This is a genomic window from Streptomyces sp. NPDC057287 (assembly GCF_042667905.1).
Taxonomy (GTDB): Bacteria; Actinomycetota; Actinomycetes; order Streptomycetales; family Streptomycetaceae; genus Streptomyces.
This window is the reverse complement of record NZ_JBHUYV010000015.1, coordinates 36654-62969: the sequence shown is the minus strand read 5'-3', so window position 1 is coordinate 62969 and position 26316 is coordinate 36654. Positions and strand designations below refer to the sequence as shown.

The window sequence follows — 26316 nt, the reverse complement described above, 5'->3', positions numbered from 1 at the left end:
TCGGGCGGTCCTGGCTCTCAGCTGCGGAGGGGATTGGCGATGGCGACGTAGACGGACTGGGTGTCGACCGGCCCGACCAGTTCGTCGAGGCCGTGCATCCGGGTCAGCAGGTTGGCCTTGCAGCGCAGCTGTGCCGTCTCCAGGAGGTAGGCGGGCAGGGGGGAGCCCAGCGCCACCGCGCCTTCGAGGAAGCGGCGGAACGCGGCGAGGAGGAGCTGCTCGTCGGCGAGCCGCTGGGCACCGAAGGCCCCGATCAGCCCGAACACGTTGTTGATGCCGAGGTAGTAGGCGAGCCGTTCGTCGGTGACGGAGTCGGACACGAAGGTGTCGCTGACGGCTCCGATGCCGGGGAGCCGGCGCTCGAGTGCGCTCCGGTGGGACTCCCGGAAGTAGTACCCCTGGTTGTCGCGGTACCTGCCGCCCACGGGCCAGCCGTCCCGGTCGAGGAGTACGAGCGTGTTCTGCTGGTGCGCCTCCAGAGCGACGCCCGCGTGTGCGTCGAGCCAGAGGACGGGGAGGACCACGCGGTCGAGGTAGCGCAGGAACCACTCGGCGCAGACGGCACCGGTCGTCCTGCCCGTGCGGGCGGCCAGCGAGGAGACCGTGTCGGCGAGCCGCGAGTGGGTGCCGGGACGGCCGGGCCACGGGCGGGGAGCGGTGAGTCCGGCGATGCACACCGCGTCGTCGGCCGGGCCGAACGGGTTGTGGCGGAGCATCACGTCGAGGCCGGGGACGGGGCTGCCGTCCGGGTAGTCGACGGCCAGCCAGGCGGGGTCCCGGACGATGTCGAAACCGGGGTGCGCCTCCCGCCAGCGGTCGGCCAGTCCCGTGCGGAGCAGCCGGTGGACCTCGGCTCCGCGGTGGAGTTCCTTACGGAGGTTCTCCCGGCGGGAGTTGGTGATGCGTACGCCCAGGGAGAGCTTCAGCATGAGGTCGGACCCGGGCCGGTGCACGGTGCGGACGGAGGAGGTGGGGTGCCAGCGCTCCCCGTACGGGCCGAGGTCGTGCAGGAGGCCCTTCTCGCACAGCGCGACGACCTCGGGGCGGCGCAGGACCTCCGCGGCCTGCCACGGGTGGAGCGGGAGGGCCGTGGTCCCCTCGGGGAGGCTCAGCCCTTCGGCGTGGGGTGCGAGAAGGGCCTCCGCGGGGACGGGCCGGCCTGCCTTCGTCCACGACGAGTCCGTCGCCAGCACGGACCGGTCCACAGCCATCCAGTGGAGCGGGAACGAGCCGCGCAACTCGGGCGAGTAGAGGAGGGTCTCGGACTCGGAGAGGCCCTCGCGGCTCTTGGGCGTGGGGTGCAGGGGGTGCCCGAGGACGAGGGACTGCTCGGCGGCGAGGAAGAGGTCGGCCTCGGACGACGAGGTGGGTGCGCCGCGCCGGTCCGCGATGAAGGCCGCGGTGTGCCGCACTGAGTCGGCCACCCTGGCCACCAGGTCGACTCCGGCGCTCCGCGCGCTCTCGCGGCTCAGCAGCGCGGCCACGGTGACGGCGTCGGCGCCCGGGGCGCCGGGGGGCGCGCTCTCGAGCACGGGCGTGCCGAAGCGGTGCCAGCCCGTGGCGGACCAGTGGGCCACCGGGGCCAGCAGGGCTGTGCCGCTCGCGGGAAGCGGGATGCGCAGCGTGGTGCCGTGCGGCCGGGCCAGGTCGTTCTCCCGGGTCCAGCAGCGCAGCAGATTCTCCGTGCCGGCCGAGTCCGCGGCCCGGAGCGGATCCGGATGGTCCAGCGGGTCCGTATGGCAGGGGCGGTCCGCGGCAGCGGCTCCGGCCGGGGCGTCCGCCCCGGCACGCGGGGTTCCGTGCGGTCCGGCCTTCTGACGCGGCACGGTCGTCGACTCGACGGCGAGGAGGCCGTCCGGCAGGTCATGTCCTCGCTGCTGGCTGGTGAGGGGGCCGTCGGCCTCGGGTGCAGGGGTGGGGTTCACGGCGGTCTTCCTTGTAAGGGGTCCGGGATCAGCGGGTCGGCCCGGCAGCGGCCCGGCGGTGCGGAGAGCGCTCGGCCGCTCTCAGCGCGTCGGCGAGGCGGTCGACGACCGCCGCCGCCTGCTCGTCGGTGAGAGTGAGAGGAGGGAGCAGTCGCACCACGGCGCTGTGGCGTCCGCCGAGTTCGACGATGAGGCCCCGGTGCAGGCACTCCTGCTGCACCGCCGCGGCCAGGGCGGGGTCGGGCGGTGGGGCGGAGCCGCTCTCGGCGGTGACGGTGAGCGGCTCGGCCTCGGGGTCCACGAGCTCGATGCCGATCATCAGGCCGCGGCCCCGGACGTCGCCGATGCTCGGATGGTCCGCGCTCAGTGCCTGGAGCCGGGCGAGCATGCGCGCGCCCAGCGTCCCCGCGCGTTCGGCGAGCTGGTTCTCCCGCACGTACGCGAGGGTCGCGGCACCTGCCGCCATGGCGAGCTGGTTGCCCCGGAAGGTACCGGCGTGGGCCCCCGGCTGCCACAGGTCGAGCTCGGAGCGGTAGACGATCACCGCGAGGGGCAGCGAGCCTCCGATGGCTTTCGAGAGCACCATCACGTCGGGCACGACACCGCTGTGCTCGACCGCCCAGAACGCCCCGGTCCTGCCGACGCCGGTCTGCACCTCGTCCGCGATCAGCGCGATGGAGCGATCCCGGGTGATCTCCCGCATCCGGCGCATCCATGCGTCGGGGGCGGGATTCACCCCGCCCTCGCCCTGGACCGGCTCCAGGATCATGGCCGCCGGCGCGGGCACACCGCCCTTGGGATCGTCCAGGAGGTACTCGGTCCAGCGCGCGGCGATGTCCGCGCCGCGCTCCCCGCCGGCTCCGAAGGGGCAGCGGTAGCTCTGCGGGAAGGGGAGCCTCGTCACCCGCACGTCCGGGGCGCCTCCCGAAGCGGCCAGGGCTCCGGCGGTCATCCCGTGGTACGCGCCGGTGAAGGCGAGGAGTTCGCTGCGTCCGCTCGCCTGCCGCACCAGCTTGAACGCCGCCTCGACGGCGTCCGTGCCCGCGGGACCGCAGAACTGGATGCGGGCGTCGTCGGCCAACTCCTTCGGCAGAGTGGCGAACAGCTCGGTCGTGAAGGCGTCCTTGACCGGTGTGGCGAGGTCGAGCACGTGCAGCGGGGCGCCGGAGTCGATGACCTTCCTGATGGCCTCGAGCACCACGGGGTGGTTGTGGCCGAGCGCCAGGGTGCCCGCCCCTGACAGGCAGTCGAGATAGCGCCTGCCGTCCGCGCCCTCGATGGTCATGCCGCGCGCGCGTACCGGGACGATCGGCAGCGACCGCGCGTAGGTACGGGCCGCCGACTCGCGTAGCGCCTGACGCCGCAGGATGCCCTCGTGAGCAGGGGGAAGTGCCACCGGAGCTGGTTCGGTCACGGCCACGGCTGTCGGTCCTCCTGCTGAGATGTTGCGTTGCGCCTCGGTACGTCCGGCAGAGGGCGGACTGCGCGGATGAACGCAGCCCGGGTGTCCCCCGTACGTACCAACGACGCGGACGGCAGGAGATCACGGGTAAATCGGAAGATCCTTGCGCAGGCGGAACCGTGGCCCTGCCGCGCACCGTCCCCATCGGCACCGGCATAGTAGGGGCCGCACTCGGGACGGAGCCGCCGCTCCGGAGGTGTGTGCCGCGTCCCTCAGGGCCGTGCCGCGCATCCCGAGTCCGCAGTGCGGTGCCGAAGCAAGTGACGAAGTCCCAGGGGGATCACCAGATGCGACCCATGCGCCCGATCGATACCGCACGCCGCGGGGGGAGCGCCCGCCGCGCCCCCCGGGTGTTCGCCGCAGCCGCCCTCGCCGCTCTCCTGACGCTCACCGCCACGGCCTGCGGGCCGGAGGAGGACGGCGCGGCCGGCGAGCCGAGCAGTGCCACCGGTCAGTCCTCGGACGGGAAGGTCGTGATCCCGGACGACCTCAAGGACCGCCTCAAGGAGCACGGGATCGACCTCGACAAGTGGAGGGACGGCGAATGGAAGAACTGGGACAGGGACACCTGGCTGCGTGAGGCCAAGGACTACGTCAACCCGATCATCGAGGACCTCTGGAACCCGGACCGGATGCGCGAGGCCGAGAAGCCGCCGGAGAACCCCGTCGACAACGACATCTCCGGCGACGAGGGAGTGACGGATCCGACCCCCGCACCGGTCGCGGCGGCGAACCTGCGGACGCCGTACCACGGCAACGCGCCGGAGTCCGGCAAGCTCCTGTTCGACGGCCCCGAAGGGTCGATGGTCTGCTCGGCGACCGTGGTGCAGGATCCGGCCCACCCGGGCAAGTCCAACATGGTCTGGACTGCCGGGCACTGCGTGCACGCGGGCAAGAACGGCGGCTGGTACCGCAACATCGCCTTCGTCCCCTCGTACAACGACAGCGGCAGGTCCGCGGCGGAGCTGGAGAACGCCTCGAAGGAGGAGCTCGCTCCGTACGGCGTGTGGTGGGGCCAGTGGGCGCAGACCTCCGACCAGTGGATCAACCAGGGCGCCGCGACCGGCGGGCAGGGCGCTCCGTACGACTTCGCGGTCCTTCAGGTCGCCCCGGAGAAGGGCTCGACAGGCAAGTCCCTGGAGGAGACCGTCGGTTCGGCGCTCCCGGTCGAGTTCAACGCCCCGGCCGTCCCGCAGATCGACAGCATGACGGCGACCGGCTATCCGGCGGCCCCGCCCTACGACGGCCAGAAGGCCCTCCAGTGCACCGACGAGCCGGGACGCCTCGCCGTGTTCGAGGCGCAGCCGACGATGTACCGCATCGGGTGCACGATGACCGGTGGTTCCTCCGGCGGCGGCTGGGTCGCGAAGGGCCAGGACGGTAAGCCGGCCCTGGTCTCCAACACGTCCATCGGCCCGGTGACGGCGGGCTGGCTGGCCGGCCCGCGTCTGGGCAAGGAGGCCAAGGGCGTCTACGAGGCCGTCAGCAAGAAGTACGCCGGGCAGTAGGACCGCGGACGGCGGCCCCCGGTACGGCGGTTGCCGTGCCGGGGGCCGCCGTGCGAGCGCCCGGGTGCCGAGACATGCAGGAGGCCGGACTCCCCCGTGCGACGGGGAAGCCCGGCCTCCTGTGCGTCTGCCGCGTCAGTGGGCCGCCGGGACGAAGACCGCGAGGTCCGCCCCGAGCTCCTCGTGGACGCGTGCCTTGAGCAGTGTGCCCTCCGGGGTGTGCTCCTCGGAGATCACCTCGCCCTCGGCGTGCACCCGGGAGACGAGTCCGCCCTGGGTGTAGGGCACGAGCGCCTCGATCTCCACGGACGGCCGCGGCAGCTCGGCGTCGATCAGCGCCAGCAGCTCGTCGATTCCCGCGCCGGTCCGCGCCGACACGGCGATCGCGTGCTTCTCGGTGCGCAGCAGCCGCTGCAGCACGAGCGGGTCCGCCGCGTCCGCCTTGTTGATCACGACGACCTCCGGGACGTCGACGGCGCCGACCTCCCGGATCACCTGGCGCACGGCGGCGAGCTGCTCCTCCGGCACCGGGTGGGAGCCATCCACCACGTGCAGGATCAGGTCGGACTCGCCGACCTCCTCCATGGTGGAACGGAAGGCCTCGACCAGGTGGTGGGGCAGGTGCCGCACGAACCCGACGGTGTCGGCCAGGGTGTAGATCCGGCCGCTCGGCGTCTCGGCCCGGCGCACCGTCGGGTCGAGGGTCGCGAACAGGGCGTTCTCCACGAGGACGCCCGCTCCGGTGAGCCGGTTGAGCAGCGACGACTTCCCGGCGTTGGTGTAACCGGCGATCGCCACCGAGGGCACCTTGTTGCGCTTGCGTTCCTGGCGCTTGATCTCGCGGCCGGTCTTCATCTCCGCGATCTCCCGGCGCATCTTCGCCATCTTCTCGCGGATCCGCCGCCGGTCCGTCTCGATCTTGGTCTCACCGGGACCACGGGTGGCCATGCCGCCACCGCCGCTGGAACCGCCGCCGCCCATCTGACGGGACAGCGACTGACCCCAGCCGCGCAGACGCGGCAGCATGTACTGCATCTGTGCCAGCGACACCTGCGCCTTGCCCTCGCGGGACTTGGCGTGCTGGGCGAAGATGTCGAGGATCAGGGCGGTCCTGTCGACCACCTTGACCTTGACGACGTCCTCCAGGTGGATCAGCTGGCCGGGACTGAGCTCACCGTCGCAGACGACGGTGTCGGCCCCGGTTTCGAGAACGATGTCGCGCAGCTCCAGCGCCTTGCCCGAACCGATGTAGGTGGCCGGGTCGGGCTTGTCACGCCGCTGGAACACGGCGTCCAGCACCTGGGCACCGGCCGTCTCGGCCAGCGCCGCGAGCTCCGCGAGAGAGATCTCCGCGTCATGGACGGTCCCCGATGTCCAGACACCGACGAGCACCACGCGCTCCAGGCGCAGCTGCCGGTACTCGACCTCGGTGACGTCCTCGAGCTCGGTGGAGAGACCGGCCACGCGGCGCAGCGCCGCGCGCTCGGAGCGGTCGAGCTGCTCGCCGTCCCGCTCTCCGTCGATCTCGTGGCTCCAGGCGACGTCCTCTTCCATCAGGGCGTCGGCCCGAAGGCTTTCGGTGAGGCTCTCGGAGTCGGCTTCCGGGGCGCTCTGCGCGTCCTGCGCGTCCTGGGGAAGGGAAGAAGAGGAGGTCATTGGATCCTTACGTCGATAGAAGTCCGATACGTCAGTCACAACGCGTGACCCCGCCGGAAGATTCCCCCGTGGAGGACCGACCGGCCGGCCGCCGTGCCGACGCGTCGATAGTGACATGTCCCCGCTCGGCACGTCACTCGGGTTTCGGTGCCCGCGCGGGGCTGTGCGCGGCTGCGGCCTTCCGGGGTGCCTCGGTGCGCCAGTCCGGGTGCCCCGGCATCGGCGGGGTCTTCTTCCCGTACAGCCAGCCGTCGAAGAACGCCGTCAGGTCGCGTCCCGCGATCGTCGACGCGAGGGTCGTGAACTGCCGGGTGTTCGCCGATTCGTCGCGGTACGCACGCACCCAGGTCCGCTCCAGGCGGTCGAACGCGGCCTCGCCGATCTCCTCGCGCAGGGCGTACAGGATGAGCGCGCTCCCGTCGTACACGACCGGTCGGAACAGGCTGATCTTGTGGTCGGGGGTGGGGACGTCGGGGCGGGCGGGCGGGCCGCCCGCGGCGCGCCACGTGTCGGAGCGGGCGTACGCCTCCCGCATCCGCCGCTCCAGCGGCTTCTTCGCGTGCTCCTCCGCGTAGCGGGCCTCGTACCAGGTGGCGTGCCCCTCGTTGAGCCACAGATCGGACCAGGAGCGCGGGGAGACGCTGTCGCCGAACCACTGGTGGGCGAGCTCGTGCACCATCACCGAGTCGACGTACCACTCGGGGTACCCGGTGCCGGTGAACAGGGAGCGCTCGAAGAGCGAGAGCGTCTGGGTCTCCAGCTCGAAGCCGGTCTCCGTGTCGGCGACGAGCAGCCCGTACGTCTCGAACGGGTACGGCCCGACCTGCTTCTCCATCCACGCCAGCTGCGCCGGGGTCTTCTTCAGCCAGGGCTCCAGCTTCTCGCGGTCGGCCGCGGGCACCACGTCGCGCACCGGCAGTCCGTGCGGCCCGGTGCGGCGCAGGACGGCGGAGCGGCCGATGGACACCTGGGCCAGCTCGGTCGCCATCGGGTGCTCGGTGCGGTAGGTCCACGTGGTCGCACCCGCGCGGTGCCGCCGGCCGGCGGGAAGGCCGCCCGCCACGACCGTGAACTCCTTCGGCGCGGTCACCCGGAAGGTGAAGTACGCCTTGTCGGCCGGGTGGTCGTTGCCGGGGAAGACCCGGTGCGCGGCGTCGGCCTGGTTCGCCATCGCGAGACCGTCGGCCGTGGGGACCCAGCCCCCGTTGGCCTTGTTCCCGGTGGGGTCGCTCGTGTGCCGGACGGTGATCCGCACGGGCGCCCCGCCCGGGAGAGGGGCGGGCGCGTCGACGACCAGGTCCTCGCCGGCCGTGGCGAACTCCGCTTCCAGCCCGTTGACTTCCACGGACCGGACGGTGCCGCGGGCGAAGTCGAGGTTGATCCGGTCCAGGGGCGTCGTGGTCCGTGCGTCGATGGTGGTGACGGCGTCGAGGGGCTTGGTGTTGCTGCCCTTGTAGGTGAACGAGATGTCGTACGCGAGGACGTCGTAGCCCGGGTTGCCGAGGTGGGGGAACAGGCGGTCGCCGATGCCGAGCGGTTCGGGTGCGGGCAGGGTGGCGGCTACGAGGGTGACCGACGCGGTGGCCAGCAGAGCGGCGCGCAGTCGGCGCGAGGTGAGCGGCATGGACTACGGCTACCAGCGCGCACGGTCCGCACGGAGGTGGCGCGCGCCGCACCACCCGAACGGGGTCCGGGGACGCGGCAAGGAGAGGCCCGCGAGGGGGCCTGCCGTCAGCCGCCCGTGGCGGCAGGCTGCTGGGCCCGGCTCACGTCGTACACACCCGGTACGTCGCGCATCGCCCGCATGAGACCCGGCAGCCCTGCCGCGTCCGGCAGCTGCAGCGTGTAGGTGTGCCGGACACGCTGCTCGCTGGGCGGCTCCACGGTCGCCGAGACGATGGCCGCGTCCGCGGTCGCGATGGCCTCGGTGAGGTCGGCGAGGAGACGGGGCCGTCCGAAGGACTCGGCGACGAGGGTGACCCGGTAGTCGGCGGCGCCGCCCCAGTCGCCCGGGTCGCTCCAGCGTGCCTCGACGGCCGCACGGCCGATCGCCCGCATACGTGCCACCGCGGGGCACTCCTCGCGGTGCACGGTCACGGCCCCGCCGCGCACGGTGAACCCGATGATGCCGTCGGGCGGGACGGGGGTGCAGCAGCCGGCGAGCCGGACCGACGCGCCCGGTGCGTCGACGGCCACGCTCGGAGCCCTGCCACCCGCCCTGGTCCGGCTGGAGGGGTTGCCGTCGGGAGGCTGGACGTGCGGCCTCGGTGTGTCGGCCCGGCTCCTCTGAGGCCCTTGCACGCTGTCGGGATGCGCGTCGAGCCATGCCGTGATCGCGATGCGGGCGGCGGGGGTACGGGCATGGTCGAGCCACTCCGGGGAGGGGCCGGACGAGGCGTCCTGGGCGAGGAGCAGCTGCACGGTGTCGCCGTCGTTCAGGGCGGTGCTGAGCGTGGCCAGACGGCCGTTCACCCGGGCTCCGATACAGCCGTGCGCCTCCTCGCCGTACTGCGCGTAGGCGGCGTCGACACAGCTGGCACCGGCGGGCAGCCCGAGCCTCCCTCCGTCGGTGCGGAAGACCGTGATCTCCCGGTCCTGTGCGAGGTCGGCACGGAGGGTGGCCCAGAACGTGTCGGAGTCGGTGGCCGATTCCTGCCAGTCCAGGAGGCGGGAGAGCCAGCCGGGCCTGGTCGGGTCGGCGCGCTCCCCGTCCGCGGGTTCGGCCTGGTGCGCCGCGGTGGTGCCGTCCTGGGTGTACGGGTTGCCGAGCGCGACGACGCCCGCCTCGGCCACCGTGTGCATCCGGTGCGTCCGGATGAGGACCTCGGCGACGGCGCCCTCGGGTCCGACGACCGCTGTGTGCAACGACTGGTAGAGGTTGAACTTCGGGGCTGCGATGAAGTCCTTGAACTCCGAGATCACCGGGGTGAAACAGGTGTGCAGTTCACCCAGGACCGCGTAGCAGTCGGCGTCCTCGCCGACCAGCACCAGCAGCCGTCCGAAGTCCGTGCCCCGCATCTCGCCGCGTTTGATCCGCACCCGGTGGACGGAGACGAAGTGCCTCGGTCTGATGAGCACTTCGGCGCTGATTCCGGCTTCGCGCAGCGTCGTCCTGACACTGTCGGCGATCTCCGTGAGCGGGTCCTGCGCGCCGTCCCAGGCGGAGATGAGGGCCTGGGTGCGCTCGTACTCCTCGGGGTGCAGGATGGCGAAGACGAGGTCCTCGAGCTCCGTCTTGAGTGCCTGCACGCCGAGGCGTTCGGCGAGCGGGATGAGGACGTCGCGGGTGACCTTGGCGATCCTGGCCTGTTTCTCGGGACGCATCACACCGAGGGTCCGCATGTTGTGCAGCCGGTCGGCCAGTTTGATCGACATGACGCGGACGTCGTTGCCGGTGGCGACGAGCATCTTCCGGAAGGTCTCCGGTTCGGCGGCGGCGCCGTAGTCGACCTTCTCCAGCTTGGTGACCCCGTCGACCAGATAACAGACCTCGTCGCCGAACTGCTCGCGCACCTGATCGAGGGTCACCTCGGTGTCCTCGACCGTGTCGTGGAGGAGCGAGGCCGTCAAGGTAGTGGTCTCCGCACCCAGTTCGGCGAGGATCAGTGTCACGGCCAGCGGATGGGTGATGTAGGGCTCACCGCTCTTGCGCATCTGGCCGCGGTGGGACGACTCCGCGAGGACATAGGCCTTGCGCAGGACGGAGAGGTCACTGTCGGGGTGGTGGGCGCGATGGGCCTCCGCGACATGCCCGATGGCGTCGGGCAGCCGGTCACGGGAGACCGGCCCGAGCAGGGCGACACGGCCCAGCCTGCGCAGATCGATCCGTGGACGACCGCGCTTGCGAAGGGGAGCACCTGGATTGGTGGCCTCTGCGCTCATGGGGCACCTCCGGCAACGTCGACCGGCGGTGGAGAGGTGCGGATACACCTCCGGGCCGGTGCTTGATGCTATCGACCCCACCACGTGGCGCAGTCCAGCTCTCGCTCAGCGTGAAACGGATCACCCATTCGAGCGAAGCTCTAACCGATCACCGTTTCGAGCCAGGCGGAGTCGATGACGCCCTCGGCGACGATCACGGCGGGTCCCGTCATGTCGATCCCGCCGTCCGGGTGTTCGGTGATCACGAGAGTGCCGCCGGGCAGGTCCACGGTGTACGTCGCGGGGGCGCCGGTCCTCGCCGGGTCCACGCCGTCCCTGCGGGCGGCCGCGACGGCCACGGCGCAGGCACCGGTGCCGCAGGAGCGGGTCTCGCCGGAGCCACGCTCGTGGACGCGCATGGCGACGTGCCTCGGCCCCCGGTCCACGACGAACTCGATGTTGACCCCGTCCGGGTAGACGGACTGCGGGCCGAACGGCGGTACGGAGCGGAGCTCTCCGGCGTGTGCCAGATCCTCGACGAACGCGACGGCGTGCGGATTGCCCATGTTCACGTTGCGGGCCGGCCAGCTCCGGCCGTCGACCGTGACCGTGACGCCGTCCTCCGGCAGCTCGGCACGCCCCATGGAGACCGTGATGTCACCGTCCTTGGCGATGTGGACCTGCTTGACCCCGCCCCGGGTCGCGACGGCCAGATCCCCCTCCGCGACGAGACCGGCGCGCTGCAGGTGGTGGGCGAAGACGCGCACCCCGTTGCCGCACATCTCGGCGACCGAACCGTCGGCGTTGCGGTAGTCCATGAACCACTCGGCCTGCTCGGCCATGTCCCGGGCCTCCGGGTGCGCCGCGGACCGCACGACGTGCAGCAGCCCGTCGCCGCCGATGCCCGCCCTGCGGTCGCAGAGCCGGGCGACGACGGAAACCGGCAGGTCGAGGGCGTTGTCCGGGTCAGGGACGATCACGAAGTCGTTCTCGGTGCCGTGGCCCTTGAGGAAGGCGATCTGCGAAGTGCTCACGAGCCAACTGTACGAGGCTTCACCGACAGGCCCCCGATCCGGGTCCGCGGGGACCGGGCGGGTCAGCGGGGGCCGGGCGGGTCAGCGGAGCCGGGCGACGCGCCAGACGGCCAGGGCCACCAGCGCGGCGCACACGGCCACGTACAGCGCGACCACGCGCCAGTCGGGCCGTTCGTCCGATCCCCTGCCCGGCAGGCCGGGCCAGGTGTGGCCCACACGGCGCGCCGCCATCATGCCCCAGCCGGCGGCGCAGCAGCTGATCAGCAGTCCCAGCATCGCGACCACGGCACCGCCGCCGCCGAACTCGAAGGCGAGCGGGAAGGCGAACATCAGGGAGCCGACCGCCGCCAGGCCCACGATGGGCGCGAGCTGCCAGATGCGCAGCCGGCGGGCGGGGCGGAGCTCGACCTCGACCTCGGGGATCACCGCGTGCTCGTCCGGGCCGTCAGGACTCAGACGTCCTGCCTCGTGCTGCGTACCCGGTGCGTCTCGGTCTGTGTCGCGAGGGCCGGCCTCCATCACCACGCGCCCTCCCAACTCGGACTCCACTGGTCGATCGATGCTCGATGATGGCACGGCGGGGGCCGCCGAAATGACGGGCGGAGCGTCCCGATGCCATCACGTGATCAGGCTGTGACCGCTCGTTCGACCAACGCCAGCGCCCGGTGCGGGAGTTCCCCGCGCTGTTCCTCCGAGCCACTCAGCCAGTGGACGCGCGGGTCGCGGCGGAACCATGAGTCCTGACGGCGGGCGAAGCGTTTGGTGGCGCGTACGGTCTCGGTGCGCGCCTCTTCCTCGGTGCACTCCCCGCCGAGTGCCGCGAGGACCTGCTGGTAGCCGAGCGCCCTGGACGCGGTCCGCCCCGCACGCAGGCCCCGGGCCGCCAGGGCGCGGACCTCGTCCACCAGGCCGGCGTCCCACATCCGGTCCACCCGGCTGCTGATCCGCTCGTCGAGCTCGGGGCGTTCGACGTCCACGCCGATCTGGACGGCGTCGTAGACCGCTTCGTCTCCCGGAAGGTTGGCCGTGAAGGGCTTGCCCGTGATCTCGATGACCTCCAGGGCCCGGACGATGCGGCGCCCGTTGCTGGCCAGGATGGCGCTCGCCGCCTCGGGGTCCGCCGCGGCGAGCCGGGCGTGCAGGGCGCCGGAGCCGCGCTCCGTCAGCTCTTGTTCGAGCCTGGTGCGCACCTCGGGGTCCGTGCCGGGGAACTCCAGGGCGTCGATCGCGCCCTTCACGTAGAGACCGGAGCCGCCCACCAGGACGGGGGTCCGCCCTTCGGCCAGCAGCCGGTCGATCTCGGCACGGGCGAGACGCTGGTACTCGGCGACGCTCGCGGCCTCGGTGACGTCCCAGATGTCCAGCAGGTGGTGGGGTACGCCGAGGCGCTCGGGAAGAGTCAGCTTCGCGGTGCCGATGTCCATGCCCCGGTAGAGCTGCATGGAGTCGGCGTTGACCACCTCGCCACCGAGCTCCTGGGCGAGGAACACACCCAGATCGGACTTCCCGGCGGCGGTGGGGCCGACGACGGTGATGACACGGGGAGTGGGAGCTGGTCTTCTCACCGTGACAGTCTCCCAAACTTCGGGAGGCGCCCCGACCGGGAGAGGCCGCGCACGCTTCTCATGGGCCCTTCTCCGTCCGGTTCCCGCCGGGCACGGACGGACACGGCGAGTGACGCGTGTTTGCTCACAGACGGGTAAAATGTGACCCACAGTCCCCCAGCACGGAAGGTGACCCATGGGTTTCCTGGACAACCTGAAGGCCAAGCTGGCCCCGGCCAAGGAAAAGGTCGGCGACCTCGCGCAGCAGCACGGGGGCAAGATCGACCAAGGTCTCGACAAGGCCGCCCGCACGGTCGATCAAAGGACCAAGGGCAAGTACAGCGACAAGATCGTGTCCGGCACGCAGAAGGCCAAGGACGCGGTCGACCGCCTGGGCAACAAGAACGAGGGCGGTACACCACCGCCGCCGCCCGCACACTGACCCGGGTGTCAGCGGAACCGGGGGCCGTGGAGCGACACAGCTCCACGGCCCTCGCGCGTGCCGGTGGCGGACCGGCAGGGGCTCACGACCGGCCGGTGACAGGCCGGGCAGCGTTCACGACCGGTCGGTGACCGGCCGGGCAGCGATTCACGACCAGGCGGCGACGGCGTAGCCCACGCCGTACGGGGCGTCCTCGTACAGCAGCCGCCCTCCGAGGCCCGCACCCCGGGCGGCGCCCGCGAGCACCTGCCACGGTGCCCGGCCCGCCGCCTTCAGTTCGTACGCGAGGGACTCGTCCAGGGCGCTGAGCGCGGCCACGTCCGCGCGGCCCAGCGCCCGGGCCGCCTCGGCGTCGAAGGCGGCTGCCCGCTCGTCCAGGTAGCCGGGCGCCTTGACCGTACGGCAGGCGCTGCCGTCACCCATGACGAGCAGGGCGACCCGCTCCGCCCGGGCGGCCAGGTCGGCACCGGCCCGCAGGCAGCGTTCGGCGGCGAGTGTCTCCCCCACGCCGAGCCCTTCGACAGGGGCGCCGGCCCACCGGGCTCGGTCCAGCAGCCAGGCCCCGACGGCGAGGGACGCCGGGAGCGGGCGTCCCGGTGCGGGTGCCCCCGCGGGCGGCTCCCCCAGCCGCACGGTCAGGCCGACGCCGAATCCGGCGAAGGAACCGGCCGACCCCGGAAGGAACGGGCCGCGGTCGTCCGGCCCGGCGGGACCGGCCACGACGAGCAGGTCCGGTCGCGCGGCGGCGAGCACGCCCAGTGCGTCGAGGCAGGCGTTCCTCGCGGCGTCGAGCTCGGGCCCGGCGCCCGCGGCCACCTCGGGAACCAGGAGCGGCGGGCAGGGACACACGGCGGCGGCGACAAGCATGCCGGTCAGCGTACTCAGTCGCAGCCGCACCCCGGAGTGGCGGCCGCGGCCAGCGGTGCCGGGGCGCCGATGCCGGGCAGGCCGAGCATGACTCCGACGGGCTGTGCGGCGGGAGCAGCCGTGCGCTTCGCCCAGGCGTCTCCCGACCGGGTCCGGCGGACGCCCAGGGGCGCGCCCTCGGCGAGCAGGTGGTGCGGGGCGGCGTAGGTGATCTCGACCGTCACCACGTCCCCGGGGCGTACGTCCTCGGCCGGCTTGGTGAAGTGAACGAGACGGTTGTCGGGGGCGCGGCCGGAGAGCCGGTGCGTGGCACCGTCCTTGCGTCCCTCGCCCTCCGCGACCATGACCTCGATGGTCCGGCCGACCTGCTTCTTGTTCTCCTCCCAGGAGACCTCCTCCTGGAGGGCCGACAGGCGCATGTACCGCTCCTGCACGACCTCCTTGGGGATCTGCCCCTCCATGTCGGCGGCGGGGGTCCCGGGGCGCTTGGAGTACTGGAAGGTGAAGGCGTTCGCGAAACGGGCCTCGCGCACGGCGTGCATGGTCTGCTCGAAATCCTCCTCCGTCTCCCCGGGGAAGCCGACGATGATGTCGGTGGAGATGGCGGCGTCCGGCATGGCGGCACGCACCTTCTCGATGATTCCGAGGAAGCGCTCCTGCCGGTACGAGCGGCGCATGGCCTTGAGGATCGTGTCCGACCCCGACTGCATCGGCATGTGCAGCTGCGGCATCACGTTCGGCGTCTCGGCCATCGCCGCGATCACGTCGTCGGTGAAGTCGCGCGGGTGGGGCGAGGTGAAGCGCACGCGCTCGAGACCTTCGATCGTGCCGCAGGCCCGCAGCAGCTTGGAGAAGGCCTCGCGGTCGCCGATGTCGGAGCCGTAGGCGTTCACGTTCTGCCCGAGCAGGGTGATCTCGCTGACGCCCTCGGCCACGAGCGCCTCGATCTCGGCGAGGATGTCGCCGGTGCGGCGGTCCTTCTCCTTGCCGCGCAGCGCCGGGACGATGCAGAAGGTGCAGGTGTTGTTGCAGCCTACGGAGATCGACACCCACGCGGCGTAGGCGGACTCCCGGCGGGTGGGCAGCGTCGAGGGGAACGCCTCCAGGGACTCGGCGATCTCGACCTGGGCCTCCTCCTGGACCCGGGCACGCTCCAGCAGCACCGGCAGCTTGCCGATGTTGTGCGTACCGAAGACGACGTCCACCCAGGGGGCGCGCGCGACGATCGTGTCGCGGTCCTTCTGCGCCAGGCAGCCGCCGACGGCGATCTGCATCCCGGGGCGCTTGGTCTTCATCGGGGCGAGGCGGCCGAGGTTGCCGTAGAGCTTGTTGTCGGCGTTCTCACGCACCGCGCAGGTGTTGAAGACGACGACGTCGGCGTCGCCGTCGGAGCCCTCGGGGGCGCGCACGTATCCGGCGCCCTCCAGAAGACCCGACAAGCGTTCGGAGTCGTGGACGTTCATCTGGCACCCGTAAGTGCGTACCTCGTAGCTCTTCTGGACGTCCACTGCTTCGCTCCGGTTGCCGCTGGTCATGGGACAAGGGTAGGCGGTGGCCGGGGCGCGCCCCTACGCCGGAGCCGAGGCACGACGCGGACGACGGCCGCGGGGCGGGCCGTCCTCCCGGGCCCGGCCCGTGCTGCGGCGTCCCGGCGCGGAACGCCAAGGCCCGCCCGACTGGGCCCGCGGGTCTGTGGACAACGGGGGCCGGATCGGGGCCGGAGGGCCCGGGGGGCCGTTGAATGCCTCGTTCCGGTCTCTTCCTATGCTGATCTTCCACGCTCGAAAGGTGCATGTCATGGTCCTCTCACTCCTCCGCGGCAGGCGATCGAAGGCGGCCTCCGACGGCGGTGCGAGATTCGCTCTTCCCGTACCGGCCGGGGCCGGCACCGTCACCTGCGAGGTGACCGACCCGATGGGCCAGCCGCTCGGCGGCGCCGAGATCAAGGTGACCGCCCAGGAATCGGCCCGGACGGTCGCGAAGGGCACCACGGACCTCTACGGCATGTTCGTCGCCGCTCTGCCGCCCGGCGACTACCGCCTGCTGATGACGGCCGAGGGGATGCAGCCGGCCAGCTGGACCTTCGGCATCGCAGCGGGCGAGACCCTGTCGATGGGCCGCGTGCAGCTGGACGTCGCCCGGCAGCTGGAGCCCCCGGCCCCCGGCACCTGGCTCTTCGATCCGCCGCACACCGCGATCCGCTTCATCGCGAAGCACGTCGGCATGGCCAACGTGCACGGCCGCTTCACCGCCTTCGAGGGCGGAGTCCGGATCGCACCCGTCGTCGAGGACTCACAGGTCGAGATACGCATCGACGCCTCGAGCATCACCACGGGCAACAAGACCCGGGACAACCACCTGCGCTCGGCCGACTTCCTCGACGTGGAGAACTACCCGCACCTTCACTTCGCCAGCAGGCGCTTCGTGTACCGGGGCGGGAACAACTGGACGGTCCAGGGAGGGCTGACGATGCACGGTGTCAGCCGTTCCGTCTCCCTGGACACGCAGTACCTGGGTGCCGTCAACGGCGGTTACGGCGAGGAACTGCGCTGCGCGGCACGTGCCTCGGCCGAGCTGCACCGCGAGGACTACACCTTGAACTGGCGCAACATGCTCGCCCGCGGCATCGCCATCGTCGGGCCCACGATCCAGCTGGAGATGGACATCCAGACCATGTTCCAGGGACCCGACACCCCGACGCCTCCGGAGTGACGGAAGAGCGAGGGCTCCCGCCCGTCTCCGGAGCGACGGGGACCAGCGCCGCGGCACGGAAGGCCTGATCCGTTCGGCGGGGCCGGCCGTGTCCCGGCAGGTGTGTGTGACTTTCCCGCCCTGGCCAGCACGGGCAGGGAAATGGCAGGATCGCGCCATGCTGCACGCACTGTCCCGCTTCGGCCGGCGACGCACCCTTCAGGGGGGCGTCGCCGCCACGGTCGTGCTCGGACTGCTGCTGTGGTGGGTCCTCCCGATCGGGGATGAGGAACCCAGCGGTTCGCTCACCTTCTCCACCGGCGTGCGGAGCGGGGTGTACCAGCGCTACGGACAGCGGCTGGAGGGTGCGCTGGCCAAGGACATGCCCCAGGTGTCGATACGGCTGCGGACCAGCGAGGGCTCCCAGGAGAACATCGAACGGGTCGCGACGGGGAAGGCCGATTTCACGATCGCCACCGCCGACGCCGTCGCCACCTACCTGCAGAGCCGCAGACCGGGCGCCGAGCGGCTGCGCGGATGCGTCCGGCTGTACGACGACTACGTGCAGCTGGTCGTGCCCAGGAACTCCGGGATCCGGACCGTCGCCGACCTGCGGGACAAGCGGGTCGGCGTCGGACAGAAGGGCTCGGGGGTCCGCCTCGTCGCGGACCGGCTGATGAAGGCGGCCGGTGTCGACCCCACCGCGGACATCACTCCCGTCCACGCCGGCATCGACACCATGCCGCAGAAGCTGGCGGACGACCGGCTGGACGCCTTCTTCTGGTCGGGCGGACTGCCGACCGGCGCGGTGCAGGACCTCTCGGAGAGGTTCGCGATCCGGCTGGTGCCCCTCGACGAGAAGCTGGTCACCGAGCTCCAGGCGGCCGGCGGGTCCACCCGCTACTACCGTTCGGCCGTGATGCCCGCGGACGCCTACCTCGACGCCCAGCAGGGCCAGGCCGTGCAGACGGTCGCGGTCTCCAACCTTCTGATCACCACGGACCGTACGGACGCGCTGACGACCGAGGCGTTCACCCGGACCGTGATCGACAGCCGGGACCGGATCGGCCGCGAGGTGCACTCGGCGCAGCTGGTGGATCTGCGGACGGCGATCTACACGGATCCCCTGCCCCTGCACGAGGGCGCCAGGCGGTACTACCGCTCGGCCAAGCCCTGACGGGCAGGTTCCGGGCTCACACGTGCGGAGGGTTGCGCGGCACCGTCACCGTCACCCGCAGGCCGTGCGGCTCGTGGGTGCCGTAGCCGATCGAACCGCCGCCCGCCGCGAGCAGCGCACGCGAGATGGAGAGTCCGAGACCGGATCCCTTGACGTTCTGGTGCCGGCCGCTGCGCCAGAAGCGGTCGCCGACGCGCTCCAGCTCCTGTTCCGTGAGACCGGGCCCCCGGTCCGCGACCACGACCGTCGCGTCCTCGCCCTCGGATCCGGCCGTGACCCGGACCTCCTCGCCCTCCGGCGTGAACTTCAGGGCGTTGTCGATGACGGCGTCCAGCGCGCTCGACAGGGCGATCGGGTCGGCCCAGCCGGTCACGGCGGGCGCCCCGTCCAGGGTCAGCCGGACGCCCTTCTCCTCGGCCAGCGGGCGCCACGAGGCGACCCGTTCGCCGGTGAGCGCGGCGATGTCCGTGAGCCGGAGGTCCGCGGCCGAGTGCTCGGCCAGCGCGAGGTCCAGCAGGTCGTCGAGCACCTGCGCGAGCCGTTTGCCCTCCGTGCGGACCGAGGCGATCTCCTCGTTGCCCTCGGGGAGCTCGAGCGCGAGGAGCTCGATCCGGAGCAGGAGCGCGGCCAGCGGGTTGCGCAGCTGGTGCGAGGCGTCGGCGACGAAGGCCCGCTGCTGCTCCAGCACGTCCTCGACGTTGTCGGCCATCTCGTTGAACGAGCGGGCCAGACGCCTGAGTTCGGGGGGCCCGCCGGACGCGGCGACCCGGGACCTCATCCGTCCGCTCGCGATGTCGTGGGTGGCCGCGTCCAGGACCCGGACGGGCAGCAGCACCCAGCCGGTGAGCCGGAACGCCGCCCCGACCGCCACCAGCATGGCCACAGCCTCCCCGAGGGCGATGAGCAGCCAGCCGCGCAGGGTCCGCGACCGCATGTCGCCGGTGGGCGAGTCGGTCACGACGACGGCGACCACGTCCCCGTCCCGGACCACCGGGGAGGCGACGACGATCCGGCCGTGCTGCCAGGGCCAGACCTGGGGCGGGTCGTGGGAGCGGCGGCCGAGGAGGGCCTCCTGGAAGGCCTCCCGGCCCTCGCCCTCGACGGGCAGGGTCCAGGAGGCAGGGGCCTTGGCGAGGGCCCGGTCGTCCCGGTAGAAGACTCCGGCCCGGATCCCGTAGACCGAGTCGTAGGCCTCGAGTTCGGTCTGCAGGATGCGCTGCCGTTCGTCGGTGCCCCGGACGGGTTCGCTGACGAACTGGGCCAGCGCGCCGAAGCGCGCGGTGTCGTCGATCCGGTCGATGACGACCCGCTGCTGTTCGGCGGCGGCCACCCGCACGGCGAGCGGGAAGCCGAGGGCGAGCAGCACGGCGGCCATGAGGACGATGAGCAGGGGAAGCAGGCGGGTGCGCACAGGGAGGCTTACGTCCTCAGGCCGACGGGGGGACGAGCCGGTAGCCGACGCCCCGGACGGTTTCGACCAGTGCGGGGAGCCCCAGCTTCGAGCGCAGCGACGCGACGTGCACCTCGAGTGTCCGGCCCGTGCCCTCCCAGCTGGTCCGCCAGACCTCGCTGATGATCTGCTCCCTGCGGAAGACCACGCCCGGCCGCTGGGCGAGCAGCGCGAGCAGGTCGAACTCCTTGCGGGTGAGCTGGACCTCCTGGCCGTCGACACTGACCCTGCGTGTGGGCAGCTCGATGCGGACCGGGCCGATCCGCAGCGCCGCGAGCGGGGTCGGCCCGGTGTCCTCGGCGGCCGTCCTGCGCCGGGCGACGGCGTGGATACGGGCGAGCAGCTCACCGGTGTCGTACGGCTTCACGACGTAGTCGTCGGCGCCGAGGTTCAGGCCGTGGATCCTGGACCGGACGTCTGACCGCGCGGTCACCATGATGACCGGGATCGCCGAGCGTTTGCGGATCTTCCCGCACACCTCGTAACCGTCCTGGTCGGGCAGCCCCAGATCGAGGAGCACGACCCCGAAGGGTTCCTTGTCGGCCGGCAGCAGTGCCTGCAGTGCCTCCTCGCCGCTGCGGGCGTGGACGACCTGGAAGCCGTGCCGGGAGAGCACGGCGGACAGGGCGGCCGCGACGTGGTCGTCGTCCTCGACGAGCAGCAGTCTCATGGTCCCCTCACCGCCTCATGACTTCTCAAGGTGCTTCGCGTTTTCGATACGGCCCGGACCGTACGTGACGGTGCGCCGGTGTTCCGCCCGGCGAACCTTCCCGTACAGCGGCGATTCACGTCATTTCCGTACCAGGGCATCCACTCCGATGACGGGTACGTCAGTCAAGTCCCTGCCCGTTACCACCAGGTTTCCGTTACCCACCCGGTACGCCGACGAGCACACCGTGTCGTCCCGTTCACGCGGTGTGTCCGGTTGCGGCCGGATCGTTATGCTCAATTTCCGCTCAGATGTAATGACGCTGGTAGCACTGCGTCACTAGGGTCCTTGCCTAACCGAGGAGGACGGAGCAAGAAGCCGATGAGCGGAGTTTCAGTGACCAAGGCCGCCGAGGATGCCGCACCTGCGGGAGACGACCTTGTCGTACTGAGCAACGTCAACAAGCACTTCGGCGCGCTGCATGTGCTCCAGGACATCGACCTGACCATCGCCCGTGGCGAGGTCGTCGTAGTCATCGGACCCTCCGGGTCCGGGAAGTCCACGCTGTGCCGCACGATCAACCGCTTGGAGACGATCGACTCGGGCGCGATCTCGATCGACGGCAAGCCGCTGCCCCAGGAGGGCAAGGAGCTCGCCAGGCTGCGTGCCGATGTAGGCATGGTCTTCCAGTCGTTCAATCTCTTCGCGCACAAGACGGTGCTCGAGAACGTGATGCTGGGCCAGGTCAAGGTCCGTGGGACGGACAAGAAGCCTGCCGAGGAGAAGGCCCGGATCCTGCTCGACCGCGTGGGGGTCGGCGTGCAGGCGGACAAGTACCCCGCGCAGCTCTCCGGCGGTCAGCAGCAGCGCGTCGCGATCGCCCGCGCACTGGCCATGGACCCCAAGGTCATGCTCTTCGACGAGCCCACGTCGGCGCTCGACCCGGAGATGATCAACGAGGTCCTCGAGGTCATGCAGCAGCTGGCCCGGGACGGGATGACGATGGTCGTCGTCACCCACGAGATGGGCTTCGCCCGCTCGGCGGCCAACCGTGTGGTCTTCATGGCGGACGGGAAGATCGTCGAAGAGGCGACTCCCGACCAGTTCTTCAGCAATCCGCGCAGCGACCGGGCCAAGGACTTCCTGTCGAAGATCCTTCACCACTGACACCAACGACCTACGACACGAGGATTGTTCACATGAAGCTCCGCAAGTCGGCCGCTGTCGCGGCCATCGCTGTGCTCGCCCTGACCGCGACCGCCTGTGGCGGCAAGGAGGGCTCCGCCGGTGACAAGCCGTCGGGTGTCAAGCCCGGTTCGTCGGCGGCCCCGAAGCTGCCGACGTACACCGTCGCCACCGGCGTCGACCTGGACTCGCCGGCCTTCAAGGACGCCAAGAAGCGCGGCAAGCTGGTCATCGGCGCCAAGGCCGACCAGCCGTACCTCGGCTTCGAGGACCAGTCGACCAAGGAGCGCTCCGGCTTCGACATCGAGATCGCCAAGATGGTCGCGGCCGACCTCGGCTTCTCGGCGAAGCAGATCGAGTGGAAGACCGTCGACTCCGGCATCCGTGAGACCGCGATCTCCAAGGGCCAGGTCGACTACTTCGTCGGCACGTACACGATCAACGACGAGCGCAAGAAGCAGGTCGGCTTCGCGGGCCCGTACTACAAGGCCGGTGCGGACCTGCTGGTACGCAAGGGCGAGACGTCCATCACCGGCAAGGAGTCGGTGAAGGACAAGAAGGTCTGCTCGATCGTGGGTTCCACCCCGCTCCAGGAGATCAAGAAGCCCGAGTACGGCGCGCAGGTCGTCGAGCTGGCCAAGTACTCGGACTGCGTGCAGCAGCTCCTGACCAAGCAGGTCGACGCCGTCACCACCGACGACTCGATCCTCAAGGGCTACGCCGCCGCCAACTCCGGCAAGCTCGAGGTCGTCGGCAAGCCCTTCACCGACGAGCCCTACGGTGTCGGCCTGAACAAGGACGACAAGGTGCTCCGCGAGGCGATCAACAAGTCGCTGGAGACGCACATCCAGGACGGCACGTACAAGAAGATCTACGAGGCGACCCTCGGCCTGTCGGGTTCGGACTACACCGAGCCGCCGGCCATCGAGCGCTACTGACGCAGCCTCGTCGCTGACGTCCGTCACTGACGCCACCGCGTGAGTGAGGCGTCCCGTACACCGCCGTCGCTGAGCACGGCGGTGCACGGGGCGCCGCTTCCCCTGCCCTGATGCCGCTGACCGCCGACGCGGAGACCCCATGAACGTATTGCTCGACAACTTCCCGGAATTCCGCGACGGTTTCATAGGCACCGTGTCGATCACCGCCGTCAGCTCGGTCATCGCGCTGGTCCTGGGCGTTGCCATCGCCGGCTTCCGTGTGTCGCCCGTGCCGCCGCTGCGCTTCTTCGGCACCGCCTGGGTGACGCTGCTGCGCAACACCCCGCTGACGCTTCTCTTCCTGATCTTCTTCTTCGTCGTGCCGGAGATCCTCTTCCCGGGCATGAGCCCCTTCCTGCTCGGCTCGCTGGCTCTCGGCTTCTACACCTCGTCCTTCGTGTGCGAGGCGGTCCGCTCCGGCATCAACACCGTGCCCCTGGGGCAGGCCGAGGCCGCCCGCTCCATCGGTATGACGTTCGCCCAGACCCTGCGCATCGTGATCCTCCCGCAGGCCACCAGGTCCGTCATCCCGCCGCTGAGCAGCATCTTCATCGCGCTCACGAAGAACTCTGCGATCGCCGGAGCCTTCAGCGTCACCGAACTCTTCGGGTGGCAGAAGCTGATGAGCGACCGGGGCTACGAGATCACGCCCGTCTTCATCTGGGTGGCCCTCGGCTACCTGGTCGTCACGTTTGCCATCAGCGGTCTCTTCCGGCTGCTGGAGCGCCGCATGGAGGTCGCCCGATGAGTGCCAGCGTTCTCTACGACGCCCCGGGTCCCAAGGCGGCCGTACGCAACCGGATCTACGCCGTGGTCGGAAGCCTCGCCATCCTGGGCCTGATCGCGGTCAGCCTGATGCGGTTGTCCGACAAGGGGCATCTCGCCCCCGAGATGTGGGACATCTTCAACTACACCGGCATCCGGCAGAACATCGCCGACGCCGTGCTCGCCACGCTCAAGGCCTTCGGGCTGGCGGCGGTCGGCTCGCTCGTCCTCGGCGTCCTGCTCGCCGTCGGCCGGCTCTCGGACCACAAACCGGTCCGCTGGGCCTCCACCACGTTCATCGAACTCTTCCGTTCGATCCCGCTGCTGATCACCATCTACGCCATCTGGGTCGGCTTCCTCACCGACTACTCGATGTGGGCGCTGGCACTCGGACTGTCCGTCTACAACGGCTGCGTCCAGGCCGAGGTGCTGCGGGCCGGCATCAACTCGGTCCCCCGGGGCCAGAGCGAAGCGGCGTACGCCCTGGGCATGAGCAAGACCCAGGTCATGGTCAGCGTGCTGATGCCCCAGGCCGTCCGGGCGATGCTGCCGACGATCATCAGCCAGCTCGTGGTGACCCTCAAGGACACCTCGCTCGGCTTCATCATCCTGTACCCGGAGCTCCTCCAGACGGCGCGTCTGATCGCTTCCAACACCCAGGTCAACGGCCAGTATCCGTACGTCTCGACCATCGCGGTCATCGGCACGATCTACGTGGCGATGTGTCTGCTCCTGTCGGCGCTCGCCACCTGGATCGAGAAGCGCGGCCGGCGGGCCAAGACCGGCATCGCCGTGGCCGCGGCCGCCGAGACGCCCGGTGTCCTCACTCCCGGCAGCCTCACGGAGCCCCGCGCCGACGACGGCCCGGCGAACGGCCCCGAGACGGACAAGGGAATCAGCAAGACCGACTGAGGAAGACCTGGAGCCCGTCCGGTCCTCCAGCCGGACGGGCCAGGTGTCTCCTCCGTCTCCCCCGTCTCCCCCGTCTCCCCCGTCTCCCCCGTCTCCCGTGCCGGTCGGCGAGACTGACGGACCGTCGGTCCCTCCTCTTCCGTCCATGACAGCCCGTCGGTGCATCCGGCGGGCTGTCCGGGTTCCCGGGGGCGGCGACTCCGGGGCCACACGCCTCGCACGACGCGTCGCTCCCGGACAACAGGGGGCGGAAGAGCTGCATGGGTTGCGTGGGGCGGCAACGCGGGCGTCCGTTCCCACGGTCGCTTGACGCGGGCACCGGCAGTGGGTTGCATTCGTTCTGTGATCGCGCCCCGAACCACCGCCGCCGCACCCTCTTCATCCCCCTCGGTCCTCCGCGCGGAAGGGTTCGCATCGTGGACCCGGTGATCGTCGTCGGCGCCGGGCCGGTCGGGCTGGCGCTGTCGCTCGCTCTCGCCGCGCAGGGCGTTCCCTCGGTCGTCCTCGACGAGGGTCCGGGCAAGGACGAACCCCGTCCCGCTCGCACCGTCGTCCTACGGGAGGACACCGCGGACCTGGTGGAACGGCTGGGCTGCCCGGCACTCCACGACGAGGGGCTGCGGTGGGCCGGCTGGCGGTCGGTACGGCGCAAGCAGCTCGTGCGGGCCGTACCGCTGGGCGATGAGGAAGGCGCCGTTCCGCTGCCCTCTCCCGTCCACCTGCCCCAGCACGCGCTCACCGGGGGGCTGCGGGCCGCGGTCGCCTCGGAGGACCTCGTCACCATGGTGCCGTTCAGCAGGATCGACACCCTGGAACAGGACCCGCACGGGGTCACGGTGCACACACGGGAGCCCGGATCGACCTGGTGGCGCGGTAGTTACCTGGTGGGCTGCGACGGCGCGCGGTCAACCGTGCGCAAGCTCCTGGACATCAGGTTTCCCGGACGTACGGCGGTGGAGCGGCACGCCGTCGCCGCTCTGCGGGCCGATCTGCCCTGGCCCGGCGAGGCCGTGCTGCACCGGTCTCCGCCCTGGCGCAGCGGCGGTGCGGAGGTCACGGCGCGACCGCTGCCGGCCGGCGTCTGGCGGCTGGACTGGCTCCTTCCGCCACGCGGCGAGCTCGTCACCCCCGACGCCCTCATCTCCCGGATCCGGGACACCCTGGAGGGCTGGTGCGGTGAGACACCGGCCTACGAGCTGCTGGACACGGGCGTGTACACGCTGCACCACAGGCTGGCGAGGCGGTGGCGGTCGAAGCGCGCGTTCCTCGCGGGTGACGCCGCGCACCTGCTGGGCGCGCTCGGCACCCAGGGACTGGACGAGGGGCTCCGGGACGCGGAGAACCTGGCCTGGAAGCTGGCCCAGGCCTGGCACCAGAGCGCCTCCGAGCTGCTGCTCGACAGCTACCAGGCCGAGCGCAGGGCCGCTGTCGCCTCCCGGCTCCGCGCCGCCGACCAGTCACTGCCGATACTGCGGGGCGGCGCCGGCCTCCGGACCCTCGTGCCCGGCACCGCGCGCGGGCACGACACCCTGCTGGCCGACGGCCATCTGGGATGCGGCCCCCTGGGCGCGCCCCCTTCGTACACGCACTCCCCCCTATCACCTCCACGCACCGCGGCTCACGCGACGGTGGGGACGGCTCCCGGCGCGCCGGTCGCCGATGTGCGGGTGACCGCGCCGGACGGGAAGACGGTGCGGCTGCGCGACCGGCTGGGCCAGGGGCATCTGCTGGTGATCCTGGTGGCGCCCGGTACCGGCGTGTGGGACAGGCGGCACTGGATGACCGCGGGTGTCATGCCCCGGCTCGTCGACGCGGTGGACGCCCTGCCCGTGAAGGCCGAACTGCTGGTGACCGAGGGCTATCCGGGAGCGACGGCCCACACGGTGCTGCTGGTCAGGCCCGACGGGCACCTCGTGGCGGCCTTCGGCGGGGTGCGACCCGCCGAGCTCTTCGCTGCGGCCGACGCGGCGCGCGGTGGCGCGGAGACGGCGCACGGGGACGATGCGCACACCACTTCGAGCTCCGACCGGACCGCGGACGTCAATTGACCGTCGCAGGCGCACATGGTGTACTCCAGATCATGACCGACACCGATGTGCGCCTGTGGCGGAGGGTCCATATGGACCTCGTCCGCTATGCGGGCTGCGTGTGTCGCCCGTCCTGCTGAATCGCCTTTCCGGCCACGCCGTGCTGTTTCCCCGTGCGGCCGTG

22 protein-coding genes are annotated in these 26316 nt (G+C 71.2%); 10 read left to right on the top strand and 12 right to left on the bottom strand.

The window, feature by feature from the left end:
* Nucleotides 1-17: 17 nt before the first annotated feature.
* Both ACFUNE_RS26685 and ACFUNE_RS26680 read right to left on the bottom strand, forming a co-directional pair.
* Entirely contained in the window at nucleotides 18-1925 is a 1908-nt protein-coding gene (locus ACFUNE_RS26685; protein ID WP_383573114.1) for an IucA/IucC family protein, read from the bottom strand.
* A gap of 28 nt (nucleotides 1926-1953) precedes the next feature.
* Nucleotides 1954-3345 carry a diaminobutyrate--2-oxoglutarate transaminase family protein gene (locus ACFUNE_RS26680; protein ID WP_383573111.1) on the bottom strand — a complete coding sequence of 464 codons (1392 nt, stop codon included), beginning with the start codon at nucleotides 3343-3345 and terminating at the stop codon, nucleotides 1954-1956.
* A 338-nt stretch (nucleotides 3346-3683) separates the two neighbouring features.
* On the opposite strand from ACFUNE_RS26680, the gene ACFUNE_RS26675 reads away from it, so the two are divergent.
* Nucleotides 3684-4895: a trypsin-like serine peptidase gene (locus ACFUNE_RS26675; protein WP_383573109.1), complete on the top strand. Its 1212-nt coding sequence runs from the start codon at nucleotides 3684-3686 to the stop codon at nucleotides 4893-4895.
* Between the two features lie 135 nt (nucleotides 4896-5030).
* Here the strand turns inward: ACFUNE_RS26675 and hflX are convergent, their stop codons facing one another.
* From hflX to miaA, 6 genes are all read right to left on the bottom strand, one after another.
* On the bottom strand, nucleotides 5031-6551 hold the full coding sequence (gene hflX, locus ACFUNE_RS26670) for a GTPase HflX (RefSeq protein WP_383573106.1): 1521 nt from the start codon (nucleotides 6549-6551) through the stop codon (nucleotides 5031-5033).
* Between the two features lie 133 nt (nucleotides 6552-6684).
* Nucleotides 6685-8175, bottom strand: coding sequence for a M1 family metallopeptidase (locus tag ACFUNE_RS26665; protein ID WP_383573103.1), 1491 nt, complete (start codon nucleotides 8173-8175; stop codon nucleotides 6685-6687).
* A gap of 107 nt (nucleotides 8176-8282) precedes the next feature.
* Nucleotides 8283-10433, bottom strand: coding sequence for a RelA/SpoT family protein (locus ACFUNE_RS26660; RefSeq protein WP_383573100.1), 2151 nt, complete (start codon nucleotides 10431-10433; stop codon nucleotides 8283-8285).
* Between the two features lie 140 nt (nucleotides 10434-10573).
* Nucleotides 10574-11446, bottom strand: coding sequence for a diaminopimelate epimerase (dapF, locus tag ACFUNE_RS26655; protein WP_383573097.1), 873 nt, complete (start codon nucleotides 11444-11446; stop codon nucleotides 10574-10576).
* 81 nt (nucleotides 11447-11527) lie between these two features.
* A complete protein-coding gene (locus ACFUNE_RS26650; protein WP_383573434.1) occupies nucleotides 11528-11965 on the bottom strand; it encodes a hypothetical protein in 438 nt (145 codons plus the stop codon).
* A 107-nt stretch (nucleotides 11966-12072) separates the two neighbouring features.
* Nucleotides 12073-13011, bottom strand: coding sequence for a tRNA (adenosine(37)-N6)-dimethylallyltransferase MiaA (gene miaA / locus ACFUNE_RS26645; protein WP_383573094.1), 939 nt, complete (start codon nucleotides 13009-13011; stop codon nucleotides 12073-12075).
* Between the two features lie 175 nt (nucleotides 13012-13186).
* Here miaA and ACFUNE_RS26640 point away from each other — a divergent pair, with 175 nt between their 5' ends.
* Nucleotides 13187-13432, top strand: coding sequence for an antitoxin (locus ACFUNE_RS26640; protein ID WP_383573091.1), 246 nt, complete (start codon nucleotides 13187-13189; stop codon nucleotides 13430-13432).
* A gap of 147 nt (nucleotides 13433-13579) precedes the next feature.
* Here ACFUNE_RS26640 and ACFUNE_RS26635 read toward each other — a convergent pair whose 3' ends face one another.
* Both ACFUNE_RS26635 and miaB read right to left on the bottom strand, forming a co-directional pair.
* Nucleotides 13580-14299: a class III extradiol dioxygenase subunit B-like domain-containing protein gene (locus tag ACFUNE_RS26635; RefSeq protein ID WP_383573088.1), complete on the bottom strand. Its 720-nt coding sequence runs from the start codon at nucleotides 14297-14299 to the stop codon at nucleotides 13580-13582.
* Nucleotides 14300-14313: 14 nt separating this feature from the next.
* Entirely contained in the window at nucleotides 14314-15834 is a 1521-nt protein-coding gene (gene miaB / locus ACFUNE_RS26630) for a tRNA (N6-isopentenyl adenosine(37)-C2)-methylthiotransferase MiaB (RefSeq protein ID WP_383573085.1), read from the bottom strand.
* Between the two features lie 262 nt (nucleotides 15835-16096).
* Between miaB and ACFUNE_RS26625 the strand changes: the two genes are divergently transcribed.
* Nucleotides 16097-17011: a YceI family protein gene (locus ACFUNE_RS26625; protein WP_383573082.1), complete on the top strand. Its 915-nt coding sequence runs from the start codon at nucleotides 16097-16099 to the stop codon at nucleotides 17009-17011.
* A gap of 157 nt (nucleotides 17012-17168) precedes the next feature.
* Nucleotides 17169-18167 carry a TAXI family TRAP transporter solute-binding subunit gene (locus tag ACFUNE_RS26620; RefSeq protein WP_383573079.1) on the top strand — a complete coding sequence of 333 codons (999 nt, stop codon included), beginning with the start codon at nucleotides 17169-17171 and terminating at the stop codon, nucleotides 18165-18167.
* 16 nt (nucleotides 18168-18183) lie between these two features.
* On the opposite strand, the gene ACFUNE_RS26615 is transcribed toward ACFUNE_RS26620, so the two are convergent.
* A complete protein-coding gene (locus tag ACFUNE_RS26615) occupies nucleotides 18184-19578 on the bottom strand; it encodes a sensor histidine kinase (protein WP_383573076.1) in 1395 nt (464 codons plus the stop codon).
* Nucleotides 19579-19594: 16 nt separating this feature from the next.
* A complete protein-coding gene (locus ACFUNE_RS26610) occupies nucleotides 19595-20287 on the bottom strand; it encodes a response regulator transcription factor (RefSeq protein WP_383573073.1) in 693 nt (230 codons plus the stop codon).
* Nucleotides 20288-20647: 360 nt separating this feature from the next.
* Between ACFUNE_RS26610 and ACFUNE_RS26605 the strand changes: the two genes are divergently transcribed.
* The 6 genes from ACFUNE_RS26605 (at nucleotide 20648) to ACFUNE_RS26580 (ending at nucleotide 26272) form a co-directional block, all read left to right on the top strand.
* Nucleotides 20648-21433, top strand: a complete 786-nt coding sequence (locus tag ACFUNE_RS26605) for an amino acid ABC transporter ATP-binding protein (RefSeq protein WP_383573070.1) — start codon at nucleotides 20648-20650, stop codon at nucleotides 21431-21433.
* Nucleotides 21434-21465: 32 nt separating this feature from the next.
* The gene (locus tag ACFUNE_RS26600) at nucleotides 21466-22389 is read left to right on the top strand and encodes a glutamate ABC transporter substrate-binding protein (RefSeq protein ID WP_383573067.1); all 924 of its coding nucleotides are present in this window, start codon (nucleotides 21466-21468) and stop codon (nucleotides 22387-22389) included.
* Between the two features lie 139 nt (nucleotides 22390-22528).
* A complete protein-coding gene (locus ACFUNE_RS26595) occupies nucleotides 22529-23176 on the top strand; it encodes an amino acid ABC transporter permease (protein ID WP_383573064.1) in 648 nt (215 codons plus the stop codon).
* Nucleotides 23173-24105, top strand: a complete 933-nt coding sequence (locus tag ACFUNE_RS26590; protein WP_383573061.1) for an amino acid ABC transporter permease — start codon at nucleotides 23173-23175, stop codon at nucleotides 24103-24105. Before ACFUNE_RS26595 ends, ACFUNE_RS26590 begins: the two co-directional genes overlap by 4 nt.
* Nucleotides 24106-24521: 416 nt before the next feature.
* Nucleotides 24522-26153 carry an FAD-dependent monooxygenase gene (locus ACFUNE_RS26585; RefSeq protein ID WP_383573058.1) on the top strand — a complete coding sequence of 544 codons (1632 nt, stop codon included), beginning with the start codon at nucleotides 24522-24524 and terminating at the stop codon, nucleotides 26151-26153.
* Between the two features lie 32 nt (nucleotides 26154-26185).
* Nucleotides 26186-26272 (top strand): putative leader peptide, encoded by an 87-nt coding sequence (locus ACFUNE_RS26580; protein ID WP_311605579.1) that lies wholly within the window; start codon nucleotides 26186-26188, stop codon nucleotides 26270-26272.
* The last annotated feature ends 44 nt before the right edge of the window (nucleotides 26273-26316 follow it).

Coding starts and splice junctions, on each gene's coding strand:
- ACFUNE_RS26580 (WP_311605579.1), top strand. CDS start 26,186: ATGACCGACACCGATGTGCGCCTGTGGCGGAGGGTCCATATGGACCTC.
- hflX (WP_383573106.1), bottom strand. CDS start 6,551: ATGACCTCCTCTTCTTCCCTTCCCCAGGACGCGCAGGACGCGCAGAGC.
- ACFUNE_RS26610 (WP_383573073.1), bottom strand. CDS start 20,287: ATGAGACTGCTGCTCGTCGAGGACGACGACCACGTCGCGGCCGCCCTG.
- miaB (WP_383573085.1), bottom strand. CDS start 15,834: ATGACCAGCGGCAACCGGAGCGAAGCAGTGGACGTCCAGAAGAGCTAC.
- ACFUNE_RS26605 (WP_383573070.1), top strand. CDS start 20,648: ATGAGCGGAGTTTCAGTGACCAAGGCCGCCGAGGATGCCGCACCTGCG.
- ACFUNE_RS26640 (WP_383573091.1), top strand. CDS start 13,187: ATGGGTTTCCTGGACAACCTGAAGGCCAAGCTGGCCCCGGCCAAGGAA.
- ACFUNE_RS26650 (WP_383573434.1), bottom strand. CDS start 11,965: ATGGAGGCCGGCCCTCGCGACACAGACCGAGACGCACCGGGTACGCAG.
- ACFUNE_RS26675 (WP_383573109.1), top strand. CDS start 3,684: ATGCGCCCGATCGATACCGCACGCCGCGGGGGGAGCGCCCGCCGCGCC.
- ACFUNE_RS26620 (WP_383573079.1), top strand. CDS start 17,169: ATGCTGCACGCACTGTCCCGCTTCGGCCGGCGACGCACCCTTCAGGGG.
- ACFUNE_RS26595 (WP_383573064.1), top strand. CDS start 22,529: ATGAACGTATTGCTCGACAACTTCCCGGAATTCCGCGACGGTTTCATA.
- ACFUNE_RS26590 (WP_383573061.1), top strand. CDS start 23,173: ATGAGTGCCAGCGTTCTCTACGACGCCCCGGGTCCCAAGGCGGCCGTA.
- ACFUNE_RS26625 (WP_383573082.1), top strand. CDS start 16,097: ATGGTCCTCTCACTCCTCCGCGGCAGGCGATCGAAGGCGGCCTCCGAC.
- ACFUNE_RS26665 (WP_383573103.1), bottom strand. CDS start 8,175: ATGCCGCTCACCTCGCGCCGACTGCGCGCCGCTCTGCTGGCCACCGCG.
- ACFUNE_RS26600 (WP_383573067.1), top strand. CDS start 21,466: ATGAAGCTCCGCAAGTCGGCCGCTGTCGCGGCCATCGCTGTGCTCGCC.
- ACFUNE_RS26660 (WP_383573100.1), bottom strand. CDS start 10,433: ATGAGCGCAGAGGCCACCAATCCAGGTGCTCCCCTTCGCAAGCGCGGT.
- ACFUNE_RS26635 (WP_383573088.1), bottom strand. CDS start 14,299: ATGCTTGTCGCCGCCGCCGTGTGTCCCTGCCCGCCGCTCCTGGTTCCC.